Source organism: Azospirillum sp. B506, from assembly GCF_000333595.1.
Taxonomy (GTDB): Bacteria; Pseudomonadota; Alphaproteobacteria; order Azospirillales; family Azospirillaceae; genus Azospirillum.
The window spans coordinates 1-14,734 of sequence record NZ_BADK01000768.1 but is presented as its reverse complement, the minus strand read 5'-3'; the positions used below and the strand labels follow the sequence as shown (position 1 = coordinate 14,734).

Annotated in this window: 11 protein-coding genes and 1 tRNA gene; 8 read left to right on the top strand and 4 right to left on the bottom strand. The window is 68.5% G+C overall.

All coding sequences use genetic code 11. From position 1 onward, the window contains the following. Positions 1–570 (top strand): pentapeptide repeat-containing protein (locus I71_RS24125; RefSeq protein WP_042699531.1); only part of this gene is annotated, 570 nt, incomplete at its 5' end. A gap of 12 nt (positions 571–582) precedes the next feature. On the opposite strand, the gene I71_RS24120 is transcribed toward I71_RS24125, so the two are convergent. From I71_RS24120 to I71_RS24110, 3 genes are all read right to left on the bottom strand, one after another. Further along, positions 583–2,256 carry a sensor histidine kinase gene (locus I71_RS24120; RefSeq protein WP_244434019.1) on the bottom strand — a complete coding sequence of 558 codons (1,674 nt, stop codon included), beginning with the start codon at positions 2,254–2,256 and terminating at the stop codon, positions 583–585. 167 nt (positions 2,257–2,423) lie between these two features. Then, on the bottom strand, positions 2,424–3,020 hold the full coding sequence (locus I71_RS24115; RefSeq protein WP_042699520.1) for a response regulator transcription factor: 597 nt from the start codon (positions 3,018–3,020) through the stop codon (positions 2,424–2,426). After that, positions 3,017–5,239, bottom strand: coding sequence for a sensor histidine kinase (locus tag I71_RS24110; protein WP_042699518.1), 2,223 nt, complete (start codon positions 5,237–5,239; stop codon positions 3,017–3,019). Before I71_RS24110 ends, I71_RS24115 begins: the two co-directional genes overlap by 4 nt. A gap of 177 nt (positions 5,240–5,416) precedes the next feature. Between I71_RS24110 and I71_RS24105 the strand changes: the two genes are divergently transcribed. The 7 genes from I71_RS24105 (at position 5,417) to dusA (ending at position 14,039) form a co-directional block, all read left to right on the top strand. Continuing rightward, complete coding sequence (locus I71_RS24105; RefSeq protein WP_042699515.1) at positions 5,417–6,439, top strand: TRAP transporter substrate-binding protein; 1,023 nt, start codon at positions 5,417–5,419, stop codon at positions 6,437–6,439. Between the two features lie 238 nt (positions 6,440–6,677). After that, positions 6,678–7,247 carry a TRAP transporter small permease gene (locus tag I71_RS24100; RefSeq protein ID WP_199902247.1) on the top strand — a complete coding sequence of 190 codons (570 nt, stop codon included), beginning with the start codon at positions 6,678–6,680 and terminating at the stop codon, positions 7,245–7,247. Then, complete coding sequence (locus I71_RS24095) at positions 7,244–8,542, top strand: TRAP transporter large permease (RefSeq protein ID WP_042699511.1); 1,299 nt, start codon at positions 7,244–7,246, stop codon at positions 8,540–8,542. Before I71_RS24100 ends, I71_RS24095 begins: the two co-directional genes overlap by 4 nt. A 189-nt stretch (positions 8,543–8,731) precedes the next feature. Next, positions 8,732–10,783 (top strand): molybdopterin-dependent oxidoreductase, encoded by a 2,052-nt coding sequence (locus I71_RS24090; RefSeq protein WP_042699510.1) that lies wholly within the window; start codon positions 8,732–8,734, stop codon positions 10,781–10,783. 104 nt (positions 10,784–10,887) lie between these two features. Continuing rightward, positions 10,888–12,684, top strand: a complete 1,797-nt coding sequence (recJ, locus tag I71_RS24085) for a single-stranded-DNA-specific exonuclease RecJ (RefSeq protein ID WP_083897376.1) — start codon at positions 10,888–10,890, stop codon at positions 12,682–12,684. 108 nt (positions 12,685–12,792) lie between these two features. Then, positions 12,793–12,868, top strand: a tRNA-Glu gene (locus tag I71_RS24080). A gap of 142 nt (positions 12,869–13,010) precedes the next feature. Then, complete coding sequence (gene dusA, locus I71_RS24075; protein WP_042699526.1) at positions 13,011–14,039, top strand: tRNA dihydrouridine(20/20a) synthase DusA; 1,029 nt, start codon at positions 13,011–13,013, stop codon at positions 14,037–14,039. A gap of 19 nt (positions 14,040–14,058) precedes the next feature. Here dusA and I71_RS24070 read toward each other — a convergent pair. Then, positions 14,059–14,734: methyl-accepting chemotaxis protein (locus I71_RS24070; RefSeq protein ID WP_042699503.1), on the bottom strand; the 676-nt coding region annotated here is incomplete at its 5' end.

Genomic DNA, 14,734 nt, shown 5'->3' with positions numbered 1-14,734 from the left:
ATCACCACGGCGCAGATGACCCGCCCCATCGACAGCGTGGGATCGGAAATCCAGCGCGTCATCTTCGACCATGAGCGCTGGATCGACAGCTTCGGCCAGCGCGGACAGCGCGCCGACCTGGACGGTGCCGACCTCAGCCGGGCCGACCTGCGCAACGTCAACCTCAGCGCCGCAAGCTTGCGTGGCGCGAACCTGTCGGCGGCGGCGCTGACCGGCGCGCGGCTGATGATGACCGACCTGTCCGGTGCCAATCTGGAGGGCGCCAACCTGATGGGGGCGGACCTCTCGGGCGCCAATCTCAGCTATGCCGTGCTGACCGGCGCCGACCTGACGCGGGTGCGGCTGGGTCCGGCGGCGATCAAGGACCCGTCGGGCCGTCCGACCGGCCGCTCCTGGGCCGCCAACCTGATGGGGGCCGACATGCGCGGCGCCCTGCTGGTCGGCACCTGTCTGGTTCAGGCCAACCTGTCCGACGCCAATCTCGACAGCGCCGAGCTGGACGGGGCCGACCTTGCCGGCGCCAAGCTGCAGCGCGCCATGATGCCCGGCCGCCCGCCCCGCCGCGGATAGAGGTAAAATCCGTCATGGCAAGGTGATCGTCACCGTGGTGCCGACGCCTGGTGTGCTCTCCAGGGTCAGGGTGCCGCCATGGGCTTCGACGAAGCGGCGGGCCAGCGGCAGGCCCAGACCGGTGCCGGCCTCCGGCTTGGTCAGGTAATTGTGGACCTGACGGAACGGCTCCATCGCGATCACCAGCTCGTCGGCGGTCATGCCGACGCCGGTGTCGGCGATGACGATGACCGCGCCTTTGCCGCCGGGTCCGGGGGTTGCTTCCACCCGCACGGCGCCGCCGGGCGCGGTGAACTTGACGGCATTGGACAGGACATTCAGCACCGCCTGCCGCATCCGCACCCCGTCCACCGTGATCTGCAGACCCGGAACGATGCCGGCGCCGGTCAGCACCACCCCCTTGCGCAGGGCCAGCGCCTCCATCAGCGACAGGCAATCCTCCAGCAGTTTGTCCAGCGCGACATAGGCCGGGAACAGCTCCAGCCGGCCGGCCTCGATCTTCGCCATGTCGAGCAGCTCGTTGACCAGATCCAGCAGATGGCGCCCGGACTGGTGGATGGCGGTCAGATATTCCACATGCTTGGGCGGGGCGTGGCCGAAGATGCCGGACATCAGCGCCTCGGCGAAGCCGATGATCGCGTTCAGCGGCGTGCGCAGTTCATGGCTCATGTTGGCCAGGAAGTCGCTCTTGGCGCGGTTGGCCGCCTCGGCATGCTCCTTCTCGGATTGCAGCCGGCGGCGCTGTTCGATCAGCACCGCTTCGCGGGCGCGGCGCACCTCGTCCTCGGCGCTGCGGCGACGGCGGTAGGCGCGCGACACCAGCAGGGCCAGCATCAGCGTCACCGCACAGGCGGCCGTCCCGCCGCCGATGACGGTCATGCGGGTGATGTTCAGCTTTTGCTGCACGATGGAGGACGGCACGCCCAGCACCACCGCCCAACCGGTTTCGGCGGAGCGGTGGACGACGGAATGAACCTCCACCCCGTCCCTGGTCCTGCCGATGAACATGCGGTCGCTGCCGCTGCGGATCCGTGCCTCCAGCGAGGCATAGACCCTCTGGCCCAGATAGGTCGCGGCATCGCGCGAGCGGGCGGCGACCAGCATGGTCGGATCGACCACGGTGACCGTCCATTCCGGCGGGGTTTCTCGGGTCCGCAGCGCGCTGGCCAGCCCCTCCAGCCCAAGCGCCAGCGACACCACATACCGCACCCGGTCGGTCTGGCGTGTCTGGTCGAACTGGACGATCGGTGCCCGCAGGACCAGCGCCGGCCGGCCCGGCGGTCCGCCGGGCGGCAGCACCGTGCCGATCGTCGCACGGCCGCTTTCGATGACGGTGCGGGTGATCTCGTCCAGCCGTGGCGGCGGAAGCGGCTGAACCCCCAGCGGATAATGGGTGTGGAAGACGAAGCGCCCGGTGTCGGCGTCGATCATCCCCATCGCCAGCCAGCCGGGCTGGCTGTGGGTGGCGGTGGTCGTCTCCTGGTACAGGGTGTTCAGGTCATCGGCTTGCGGTTGGAGCAGCGATGCCAGCAGCTCCAGCGGCCGCAGCTGGCTCGCCAGCTCGCGGTCGACCGCAAGGGACAGCGACTGCGCCACCGTCTGCAGCGTCTCCTCCGTCTCCGCCCGGTCGCGGGAGTCCAGCTGCCAGACCAGCGCGGCCCCGAACAGCAGCAGGGGCGCGGTCACGGCCAGACCGATGGCGATGATGGAGCTTGGTAAGCGAAACCTCAACCGATGATGCTCCCGACGGCGCGGCATGACGATAAAGGTGGCAGAAAGAGACTGGGACGGCGCGGGCGGGGACTCCAGGCACCTCCGCCATTCTCATGGTTTTCCCTTATCGGGAGAAGCAATCAGGACGCCCCCGTCAACAGTCGTGTCAGCTCCACCGCCGTCTTCACCTGCATCTTCTCGAACACATGGCTGCGATGGACCTCCACCGTGCGCATGCTGATGCCCAGCTCGTCGGCGATGACCTTGTTCAGGCGGCCGGCGACGACCAGTTCCATCACCTGCCGCTCGCGCTGGGTCAGGGTCGCCAGCCGGGCCGCCAGTCCGGCCTGCCCGGCCTCGCGCTCGCGCTGCTCGGCGTCGAAGGCCAACGCATCGATCACCCGGTCGACCAGCTCGTTGTCGTTGAAGGGCTTTTCGACGAAGTCGCGGGCGCCCTTCTTCAGGGCGCCGACCGCGATGGGCACGTCGCCATGGCCGGTCAGGAAGATCACCGGCATGCGGCACCCCCTGGACAGCAGCCGGTCGAACAGCTCCAGCCCGCTCATCCCCTCCATGCGGATGTCCAGCAGGAGGCAGCCGGCGGTGTCGGGCTGCCACGCCTCCAGGAAGGCTTCGGCCGAGGGCCAGCCCGCCACCGGAACGTTGCGTGACTGGAACAGCCAGCCGAGCGCGTCGCGGATGGCCTCGTCATCGTCGACGATGTGGAGCTTGGTCATTCGGCTGCCTCGGCGGTGGGATCGGGGGCTCTGTCGGACATCGGACCGGTGGACCGGTCCGGAGCCTGGAGATGGATCGGCAGGGTGAACAGGAAGCGCGCGCCGCTGTACGTGCCGCTGGACGTCGCTTCCAGGGCGCCGTCCGTTGCCGGCTCGTACCACAGCCGGCCGCGGTGGTGCTCGACGATGGACCGGCAGATGTTCAGGCCCATCCCCATACCTTCGCGCTTGGTGGTGAAGAAAGGGGAAAAGAGGCGCTCGGCCACCTCCGGCGCGATGCCGCAGCCATGGTCGCGGATCTCGGTCAGCAGGACGGGGCCGCCGCCGGTGCTGCCGCCGGTGCTGCCGCCGGTGCTGCCGCCGGTGCTGCCATCGGCCCCGCCGTCCATGCCGATCCGGCGGACGGTGACGGTCAGCCGGCGGTCGGGGCGGGGCGTGCGCGCCATCGCCTCGATCCCGTTGCGCATCAGGTTCAGCACCACCTGCTGCAGCAGGATGCGGTCGCCGGTGACCGGTGGCAGGTCGGGCGGGGCATCCAGTTCCACCCGCACGCCCAGCCGCGCCGCATCGCTGCCGGCCAGCCCGACGCAATCCTCCAGCACGCCGGCCAGGGAGCAGGGGGCGACGCGGGGGTCGCGCTTGCGCACGAAATCGTGGATGCGGCGCACCACCAGCCCGGCGCGCTTGGCCTGGGCCGCCAGCTTCTCCAGCGCCGCCGCCACCTCTTGCGTGTCGCAGCGGTCGGAACGCAGCCGGTTCAGGCAGCCGGTGCAATAGCTGGCGATGGCCGACAGCGGCTGGTTCAGCTCATGCGCCAGGGTCGAGGCCATCTCGCCCATGGTGATCAGGCGGGAGGTCTGCTGCAGCCGCTCCTGCTGCTGGCGGGCCAGCTCCTCGGCGCGCTTGCGCTCGGTGATGTCGAGGACCGAGCCCATCCAGCCGGTCTGGCGGCCGTTGGCGTCGATCAGCGGCGCCTCGTAGATCAGGGCGTCGAACCGTTCGCCATTGGCACGCTGGAACCGCATCTCCAGCCCGCTTTCCGGTGCGCGGCCGGCCAGCACATCCTGCAGCGCCGCCTCCGCCCGGTCGATCTCCTCGGGCAGCCAGTAGGGCATCGGCGGACCGCAGCCGACCAGCTCCTCCGCAGCCAGACCGACCATTCGGCAGAAGGCCGGATTCACATAGGTGATGCGCCCATCCAGGTCGCGGGCGCGCATGCCCACGGTCAGGCTGTCCTCCATCGCCTTGCGGAAGGCATGTTCCTCGCGCAGGGCCTCCTCCGCGCGCAGGCGGCCGGCGATGTGGCGGCGCAGCGACCACAGGCTCCACAGCGCCGATCCGGTCAGCGCGAAGATCGCCGCCACCAGCACGGTGCGGGTGACGTTGGAGTCGCTGGGATAGGCGGTGGCGACCAGCGCCAACCCATGGCCCGGCGGGTCGAATGGGATGACATGGCTGCGCGCCGGGTCGGGCGCCGGCCCCGCTCCGGCTCCCGTCGTCGATCCCGGCACCGACATCCGCGATTTCGACCCCAGCACCGCGCCCGTCGCGTCTATCACCTCCAGCTGATAGCGCTGGGCGAACCACCAGGGCACATGGTGGGTCAACATCGCCTCGAACGAGAAGACGCCGACCAGAGTGCCGGCGAAGGCGCCGTCGTGGAACACGGGGAAGGCGGCGTCGAACCCGCGGTCGGTGGCGTCGATCCGGTAGGGGGCGCCATAGGTCCGCAGGCCGGAGGAGCGGGCGATGCGCATCGCGTCGTCGCGGGCCACTCCGTCCGCGTCGGCGGATTCCGGCCCGCCAGTCCCCGCATCCTCCTTCGCCGCCCCCGCCTTGCCGGTCAGCGGCGGCTCGGCCAGCAGGGTGCGTCCCTCGGCATCCAGCCACAGCACCCGTTCGATTGCCGGGTTGGTGTTCACCACCAGCCGGGCCATCGCGGCGAACTGCCGCAGATCCACCTCGGTCCGGCCCAGCGTCTCCGCCAGCCTCTCCAGCTTGTCCTCGTCCGACGCGAGCTGGAAATGGAGGTTCTGCTCCACCCACAGCGCGTCCTTGATCAGGGCCAGCGCCTCCTCTTCCCGCTCGTTGCGCTGAAGCAGCCACAGGAAGGCGCCCAGCAGCACCACGACCAGCGCCATCGCCACCACCGGCATGGCATGCGGCACCGCGCGCCCGGCGCGATTGGCTGCTGTGGAGAGGAAGGATGGGTTCGACATCGGGATGGATACGAAAGTATGGCGGTGGGGGATGGTGGAGCCGAGCGAAAGTGGGATGGGCCGACTCTGCGGATATCCACAATAGCCGCAATTCGTCCGATCATGAAGAATGCGCAACAAGTGCAGGGCTGAACATTCCGCCCTGTCGACAATGAACACCAGAGGGGGACGCACCTAATGAAACTCGTCAAGCTCCTGTGCGCGGCGGCGGTCGGCTGCATGATGGCGGCGCCGATGGCCGTGTCGACGGCCTGGGCCCAGGACCAGATCGTCATCAAGTTCAGTCATGTCGTCGCGCCGGAGACGCCCAAGGGCAAGGGTGCCGACAAGTTCAAGGAACTGGCCGAGAAGCTGACCGCCGGCAAGGTGAAGGTCGAGGTCTATCCGAACAGCCAGCTCTACAAGGACAAGGAGGAGCTTGAGGCGCTGCAGCTGGGTGCGGTGCAGATGCTGGCGCCGTCGCTGGCCAAGTTCGGCCCGCTGGGAGCGAAGGAATTCGAGGTCTTCGACCTGCCCTACATCTTCCCCAGCAAGGAAGTCCTCCAGCGCGTCACCAAGGGCGAGATCGGCAGGAAGCTGTTCCAGAAGCTGGAGTCCAAGGGCATCATCGGGCTGGCCTATTGGGACAACGGCTTCAAGATCATGAGCGCCAACAAGCCGCTCATCAAGCCGGAGGACGTGAAGGGCCTGAAGATGCGCATCCAGTCGTCCAAGGTGCTGGATGCCCAGATGCGGGCGCTGGGCGCCCTGCCGCAGGTGATGGCCTTCTCGGAAGTGTACCAGGCGCTGCAGACCGGCGTCGTCGACGGCACGGAGAACCCGCCGTCCAACATGTATACCCAGAAGATGCACGAGGTGCAGAAGAACGCCACCCTGACCGACCACGGCTATCTCGGCTATGCGGTCATCGTGAACAAGAAGTTCTGGGAAGGCCTGCCTGCCGACGTCCGCGGCAAGCTGGAAGAGGCGATGAAGGAGGCGACCGACTACGCCAACGACATCGCCCAGAACGAGAACGACGTCGCGCTGGCCCAGATGAAGGCGTCCGGCAAGACCGAGTTCCACACCCAAACCAAGGAAGAGCGCGAAGCCTGGATCAAGGCCCTGAAGCCGGTCCACAAGGACGCCGAATCCCGCGTCGGCAAGGATCTGATCGAAGCGATCTACAAGGAAGCGGCCGCGGCCGGCTTCAAGATGTAAAGGCTTGCAGGCGGGCGACGCCATTCCGCTGGAAGGCGTCGCCCCCTCCAAACCGGACTCCACTCTGTTCGGCCGTCATTCCCGCGAAGGCGGGAATCCAGCTTCGACGATCCATTCGCTTTGGCAGCCGCCTGGATCCCCGCCTGCGCGGGGATGACGGTCGATTGAAGCGCCAAGGGTCGTGTTGCGGCTATCCAGCGTCCAAGACCATCTCCGCCGACCGGGAGATCCCCCCGACATGCTCATGAAACTACTCGACCGCCTTGAGGAGACGCTGATCGCGTCGCTCATGGCGGTGGCGACGCTCGTCATCTTCGTGGCGGTCGTCCACCGTTATCTTTCCGGCGTGCCTTACATCCAGGATTACGTCATCCACTGGGACTTCTCCTGGGCGCAGGAACTCTGCATCTATCTCTTCGTGTGGATGGCCAAGTTCGGCGCCGCCTATGGCGTCCGCACCGGCATCCATGTCGGCGTGGACGTGGTGATCAACCGGCTTCCGCCGGCGAGCCGCGCCCGCTTCGTCATCTTCGGGCTGCTGGCCGGTGCGCTGTTCACCGGCGTCGTCGGCTCGCTGGGTGCCAACTTCGTCTACCATATGTCGGAGACAGAGCAGACCTCGGCCGATCTGGAATGGCCGATGTGGATCATCTATCTGGCGATCCCGCTCGGCTCCTACCTGATGTGCTTCCGCTTCCTCCAGGTCGCCTGGACCTTCATCCGCACCGGCGAGCTGCCCCACCACGACCATGCCCAGGTCGACGGCATCGACCCGGTCGAAGCCGCCAACGAGGGAGGCCCGGCATGAACGCCGCCATCATCTTCGGGCTGCTGCTCGTCCTCATGCTCACCGGCATGCCGATCTCGATCTCGCTCGGCCTGACGGTTCTGACCTTCCTGTTCACGATGACCGACGTGCCGATCGCGGCGGTGGCGCTGAAGCTGTTCACCGGCATCGAGAAGTTCGAGATCATGGCGATCCCGTTCTTCATCCTGGCGGGCAACTTCCTCACCCATGGCGGCGTCGCCCGGCGCATGATCAACTTCGCCACGTCCATGGTCGGGCACTGGCATGGTGGCCTGGGGCTGGCCGGTGTTCTCGCCTGCGCCCTGTTCGCGGCGGTGTCGGGGTCCAGCCCGGCGACGGTGGTGGCCATCGGCTCCATCATCCTGCCGGCGATGGTCAAGCAGGGCTTCCCGAAGAATTTCGGCGCCGGCATCGTCACCACCTCGGGCGCGCTGGGCATCCTGATCCCGCCGTCCATCGTGATGGTGATGTACTGCGTCGCCACCACCGGCCATCCGCAGGCCCCCTCCATCGGCCAGATGTTCCTGGCCGGCGTGGTGCCGGGCCTGATGCTGGCCGCCTTCCTCGGCTTCACCACCTGGTTCCGCGCCCGCAAGTTCGGCTATCCGCGCCTGCCCAAGGCGTCGGCCGGCCAGCGCTGGCACGCCTTCCGCGAGAGCTTCTGGGGCCTGCTGCTGATCGTCGTGGTGATGGGCGGCATCTACACCGGCGTCTTCACCCCGACGGAAGCGGCAGCGATGGCCGCGGTCTATGCCTTCATCGTGGCGGTGTTCGTCTATCGCGACATGCCGCTGAGCCGGGTGCCGAAGGTGCTGCTGGACAGCGCCAGCATGTCGGCGATGCTGCTCTACATTATCACCAACGCCGTCCTCTTCTCCTTCGTCATGACGTCGGAGCAGATCCCGCAGGCGATGGCCGCCTGGATCCAGAGCCAGCATCTGGGCGTGTGGGTCTTCCTGCTGGTGGTGAACATCGTCCTGCTGGCCGCCGGCAACTTCATGGAGCCGTCGTCCATCGTCCTGATCATGGCGCCGATCCTGTTCCCGGTGGCGATGTCGCTGGGCATCGACCCGGTGCATTTCGGCATCCTGATCATCGTGAACATGGAGGTCGGCATGTGCCACCCGCCGGTGGGCCTGAACCTCTATGTCGCGTCGGGCATCACCAAGATGGGCATCACCGAATTGACGGTGGCGGTGTGGCCGTGGCTGCTGACGATGCTGATCTTCCTCGGCCTCGTCACCTATGTGCCGGCCATCTCGCTGTGGTTCCCGCGCCTGATCGGCGTCATGTAAAGCCGGAAATCGGCAGGGGATTTTCTCGCTGAATCGGCAGTGGCCGCGAAGTCCGGATAAGGGACTTCGCGGCCTCTTCGCTTTTGCGGGTGTCATTATTGTACCCATACATTGTTGTGCGTTGAAGCGGGCGCACGGCCGGGCCTAAACTTGCCGCCGTCCCGCCGCCAGCCAGACCAGAGGTTAGCCTTGTCGGCCCAGTTCCTGCCCACCGCCTGTCCACACGACTGCCCCAGCACCTGCGCGCTGGAGGTGGAACGCCTCGCCCCCGACCGCATCGGCAAGGTGCGCGGTGCCGCCGAGAACAGCTACACCGCTGGCGTCATCTGCGCGAAGGTCAGCCGCTATGCCGAGCGGGTGCATGCGCCGGACCGGCTGAAGACCCCGCTGCTGCGCAACGGCCCCAAGGGTTCCGGCCAGTGGACGGAAATCGGCTGGGACGAGGCGCTGGACCGCATCGCCGACGCCTTCCTGGCCGCCGAGCGGACCTATGGGCCGGAAGCGGTCTGGCCCTATTTCTATGCTGGCACCATGGGTCTGGTGCAGCGCGGCGGCATCCAGCGCCTGCGCCACGCCAAGGGCTATTCGCGCCAGACCAGCACGGTATGCGACACGCCGGCCAACATGGGCTGGCTCGCCGGCTATGGCGACATCCGTGGCGCCGACCCGCGCGAGATGGCGGAGAGCGACCTGATCGTCAACTGGGGCGGCAACCCGGTGGCGACCCAGGTCAACGTGATGACCCATGTCAGCCGCGCCAGGAAGGGCCGCGGGGCGAAGCTGGTGACCATCGACCCCTACCGCACCGGCACGGCCGAGGTCTCCGACCTGCATCTGATGCTGCGGCCGGGCACCGACGGGGCGCTGGCCTGCGCGGTTATGCATGTGCTGTTCCGCGACGGTCACGCCGACCGCGCCTATCTGGCCCGGCTGGCCGGCGACACCACGGCGCTTGAGGCGCATCTCGCCACCCGCACCCCGGACTGGGCGGCGGCCATCACCGGCCTGACCGTCGCGGAGATCGAGGCGTTCGCCCGCCTCTACGGCACCACCAAGCGCAGCTACCTGCGCGTCGGCTACGGCCTGTCCCGCGCCCACAACGGCGCGGCGCAGGTCCATGCCGTGTCCTGCCTGCCGGTGGTCACCGGTGCCTGGCAGCACAAGGGCGGCGGCGCGCTCTACTGCTCGTCGGGCATCTACAAGCTGGACAAGACCTTGTCGGAGGGGCTGGACCGTCTCGACAAGTCGGTGCGCAGCTTCGACCAGTCGCGCATCGGCGCCGTCCTGACCGGCGACCCGCGCGACCTGACCAGCGGCCCGCCGGTGACGGCGATGCTGATCCAGAACACCAACCCGGTGACGATCTGCCCGGATTCCAAGCGCGTCCGCCAGGGATTCCTGCGCGAGGATCTGTTCGTCGCGGTGCATGAGCAGTTCATGACCGACACGGCGAAGCTCGCCGATCTGGTGATCCCCGCGACCACCTTCCTGGAGCATGACGACATCTACCGCGGCGGCGGCCAGATGCACATCCTGATCGGCCGCAAGGTGATCGAACCGCAGTTCGAGGCGCGCGAGAACCACTGGGTCATTTCCGAACTCGCCCGCCGGGTCGGCGCCGAGCATCCCGGTTTCGGCATGACCGCGCTGGAGATCATCGACGCCATGCTGAAGGCCTCCGACCTCGGCGACGCGGCGACGCTGACCGAGCAGCGCTGGATCGACGCCCAGCCGGATTTCGAGACCTCGCACTTCCTCAACGGCTTCGCCCATCCGGATGCCAAGTTCCGCTTCGCTCCCGACTGGGCGGCACTCGGCCCCTATGGCGGCATGCCGGAGCTGCCCGACCACATGCCCCCCGCCCGCGACGCCGATGCGGAGCACCCGTTCCGCCTCGTCACCGCCCCGGCCCGCCAGTTCCTCAACACCTCCTTCACCGAGACGCCGACCGCCCAGAAGCGCGAGGGCCGTCCCACCGCGCTGATCCATCCGGACGATGCGGGCGGTCTGGGTCTGGCCGACGGCGACGCGGTGCGGCTGGGCAACCCGCAGGGAAGCGTGGTGGTCCATGCCAAGCCCTTCGCCGGCGTGCCGCGCGGCGTGGTGATCGTCGAAGGCATCTGGCCCAACAGCGCCTTCGTCGAGGGCATGGGCATCAACAGCCTGACCTCGCCGGAGCCGGTGCCGCCGGCCGGCGGTGCAGCCTTCCACGACACGGCGGTGTGGATGCGGGCGGCGTAAGCCCCGGCACTCTCATCCCACCCCTGCCGACGCCCATCGTGCAGCGGGCGTCCATCTCTGCTATGGCTGTGCGCCCGTCCCCCTCACCGGACAGCAGCACCGCCATGACCGAGCCCGCCGCCTTCCTCAACGTCGCCAACTCCCTGTCCGGCAAGCGCTGGCAGGCGCGGCCCTGCGACGAGCGGCAGGCGCAGGCGCTCACCCAGGGGCGCGGGTTGCCGGAGATCGTCGGCCGGGTGCTGGCCGCCCGCGGCGTCACCGAGGAGAGTTGCGAGACCTTCCTCAACCCGACGCTGAAGGCCCTGCTGCCCGATCCCTCGCGCTTCCGCGACATGGACCCGGCGGCCGAGCGCATCGCGCGCGCCATCCGCGACGGCGAGCCGGTGGCGGTGTTCGGCGACTACGACGTCGACGGCGCCACCTCCGCCGCGCTGCTGCGCCGCTTCTTCCGCTCGTTCGGCGCCGACATCCGCGTCTATGTCCCCGACCGCATCACCGAGGGCTACGGCCCGAATGCTCCGGCACTGCTTCGCCTGAAAGGGGAGGGGGTGCGGCTGGTGGTGACCGTCGATTGCGGCATCTCCGCCTTCGCGGCGCTGGAAGCGGCGGCCGATGCCGGGCTGGACGTCGTCGTGCTCGACCACCATGCCGCCGAACCGCGCCTGCCCCCTGCCGTGGCCCTGGTCAACCCCAACCGGCTGGACGAGGACGGGGACTATCGCACGCTCTGCGCCGCCGGCGTCACCTTCATCACCATCGTCGCCGTCAACCGTGCGCTCCGCCAGTCCGGCTTCTACCGCGACCGGCCGGAACCCAACCTGATGGAATGGCTCGACATCGTGGCGCTCGGCACCGTGTGCGACGTGGTGCCGTTGACCGGGCTCAACCGCGCGCTGGTGGCGCAGGGGCTGAAGGTGATGGCGCGGCGCGCCAACCCCGGCCTTGCCGCCCTGTCCGACGTGGCGGGGGTGAAGGAGAAGCCGGACGCCTATCATGCCGGCTACGTCCTCGGCCCGCGTGTCAATGCCGGCGGCCGGGTGGGGGCGTCCGACCTCGGCGCCCGCCTGCTCTCCACCGACGATCCGATCGAGGCGATGGAACTGGCCCAGCGGCTGGAAGGCCACAACGCCGAACGCCGCGCCATCGAACAGGCGGTCCTCGACGAGGCGCTGGAGCGCGTCGCCGCCGAAGCCGGACGCGAGACCGATCTGGTCTTCGTCACCGGTGCCGGCTGGCACCCCGGCGTCATCGGCATCGTCGCCGCCCGCCTGAAGGAGCGCTACAGCCGCCCCGCTTGCGTCGTCGCCCTGGAGGAAACCGCCGACGGCACCGTCATCGGCAAGGCGTCCGGCCGCTCCGTCCGCGGTGTCGATCTCGGTGCGGCGGTGATTGCCGCCCGGCAGGAGGGATTGCTGCTGGCCGGCGGCGGCCACCGCATGGCGGCGGGCTTCACCGTGGCCGGCGACAAGATCGACGCGCTGCGCGACTTCCTGCACAGCCGCATCTCCGAACAGGTGGCATCCGCGCCTCTGGTTCCGACGTTGGAACTGGACGGCGCCCTGTCGGTCGGCGGCGCCAGCGTCGGTCTGGTGACCATGCTCGACAAGCTCGGCCCCTACGGCACCGGCAATTCCGAGCCCCGCTTCGCCATCGCCGACGCCCGCGTCGTGCGTGCCGATGTGGTGGGCGCCAACCATGTCCGCTGCATCTTGCAGGGCAACGACGGCGCCCGGCTGAAAGCCATCGCCTTCCGCGCGCTCGACAGCGACATGGGCCAGGCCCTGCTGACGGGGCGCGGCACGCCCTTCCATCTCGCCGGCGTGCTGCGGATCGACCGCTGGAACGGCTCCGAGGGCGTGCAGTTGCTGATCGACGACGCGGCGCCTGCGCGCTCGGCGTAGAGTGTCCAACGGTTCTGCGGGGCAGGGCGCAAAAAAGTATCGCGGGATGCGAAAAAGCGCTTGCGCTCCCCGGCTCCGATCTTTAGAAAGCGCGTCACCGCGAACGACGTCCCCGTCGTCTAGAGGCCTAGGACACCGCCCTTTCACGGCGGCGACACGGGTTCGACTCCCGTCGGGGACGCCACCTTCCAAGGTGCGCGACAAGCTTAGAAAGGCCCGGCTGCACAGCCGGGCCTTTTGCTTTTGGCGGGATTTGCGCCCGGCGGTTGCCCGTCGATCCGGTTTCGCCCATCCTGACCTTTCCGGCCGCAGCAGAGCTGACCGCTATGACCGCCCCGACCCTCGTCACCTCCACCATCCCCCTCAGTGTCGCCCCGATGATGGACTGGACCGACCGGCATTGCCGGTACTTCCACCGTCTGCTGTCGCGCTCGACCCTGCTCTACACCGAGATGGTGACCACGGGCGCCGTTCTGCATGGCGACCGCGAGCGGCTGCTGGGCTTCGATGCGGCGGAGCATCCGGTGGCGCTCCAGCTCGGCGGTTCCGACCCGGCGGATCTCGCCGCCTGCACCCGCATCGCGGAAGAATGGGGCTATGACGAGGTCAACCTCAATGTCGGCTGCCCGAGCGACCGCGTGCAGTCCGGCCGCTTCGGCGCCTGCCTGATGGCGGAGCCCGATCTGGTCGCCCGGCTGGTTGGCGCCATGCGCGAGGCGGTGTCGATCCCGGTCACCGTCAAGTCGCGCATCGCCATCGACGAGATGGAGGAGTGGCCGACTCTCGACCACTTCATCCGCACCGTCTCCGCCGCCGGCTGCACCCACTTCATTGTCCATGCCCGCAAGGCCTGGCTGAAGGGGCTCAGCCCCAAGGAGAACCGGGACATCCCGCCGCTGCGCTATGACCTCGTCCACCGGCTGAAGGCGGAAAACCCTGAGCTGACCATCGCCATCAACGGCGGGATCCGGACGCTGGACGAAGCCGAGGAGCATCTCGGCACGCTCGACAGCGTGATGATCGGCCGCGCCGCCTACGAGACGCCCTATCTGCTGGCCGACGCCGACCGCCGCCTGATGGGTGGGGAACCCGGCCCCGACCGCCATGCGGTGATCGAGGCGATGCTGCCCTATATCGAGGCGCGCATGTCCCACGGCACGCCGCTGTCGTCCATCACCCGCCACATGCTTGGCCTGTTCCAGGGGCTGCCCGGCGCCCGCGCCTACCGCCGCCACATCGCCGAGAACGCCCACCGCCCCGGCGCCGGCCCGGAGGTGCTGGAACGCGCCGCTTCCCTGGTGCGGGGGCGTGGGGCCGACGAAACCAGCCAGGACGACAGCGCAGCCGCCGCCTGACCGGCTGTGTCGCGCCGCCTCAGACCGCGCGGACAGAGGCGATGAAGCTCATCACCTCGCCGCGCAGCTTCTCCGCGTCGCGGGTCAACTCGTTCGACGCACTATGGACGTTGGACGCGGCCGATCCAGTTTCCGATACCGAGCGGGTGACTCCGGCGATATTGGACGACACCTCCCCGGTGCCGCGGGCGGCCTCCATCACGTTGCCGGCGATGTCGCGGGTGGCGGCTCCCTGTTCCTCGATGGCGGCGGCGATGGTGGTGGTGATCTCGCTGATCTGGCCGATGGTCTGGCCGATGCCCTGGATTGCCGTCTGCGCTCCGGCGGTGGCCGACTGGATTTCCTTCACCTTGGCCTGGATCTCGTCGGTCGCCCGTGCGGTCTGGGTGGCGAGCGCCTTGACCTCGGAGGCGACGACAGCGAAACCCTTTCCGGCCTCACCCGCCCTTGCCGCCTCGATGGTGGCGTTCAGCGCCAGCAGGTTGGTCTGGCCGGCGATGGAGTTGATCAGGTCGACCACCGCGCCGATCTGATGCGCCGTTTCCACCAGCGCCTGCATGCTGGCGTTGGTCTGGTCGGCCTGGGTCACGGCGTCGCCCGAGATGCGGGTGGATGTGGAGACCTGACGGCCGATTTCGCGGATGGAGGCCGACAGCTCCTCCGTCGCCGACGCCACCGTCTGTACGTGACCGAGC

Bases quoted from the DNA above. Each gene is read 5' to 3' on its own strand.
- I71_RS24115 (WP_042699520.1), bottom strand. From the start codon at position 3,020: ATGACCAAGCTCCACATCGTCGACGATGACGAGGCCATCCGCGACGCG.
- I71_RS24110 (WP_042699518.1), bottom strand. From the start codon at position 5,239: ATGTCGAACCCATCCTTCCTCTCCACAGCAGCCAATCGCGCCGGGCGC.
- I71_RS24105 (WP_042699515.1), top strand. From the start codon at position 5,417: ATGAAACTCGTCAAGCTCCTGTGCGCGGCGGCGGTCGGCTGCATGATG.
- I71_RS24100 (WP_199902247.1), top strand. From the start codon at position 6,678: ATGCTCATGAAACTACTCGACCGCCTTGAGGAGACGCTGATCGCGTCG.
- I71_RS24095 (WP_042699511.1), top strand. From the start codon at position 7,244: ATGAACGCCGCCATCATCTTCGGGCTGCTGCTCGTCCTCATGCTCACC.
- recJ (WP_083897376.1), top strand. From the start codon at position 10,888: ATGACCGAGCCCGCCGCCTTCCTCAACGTCGCCAACTCCCTGTCCGGC.
- dusA (WP_042699526.1), top strand. From the start codon at position 13,011: ATGACCGCCCCGACCCTCGTCACCTCCACCATCCCCCTCAGTGTCGCC.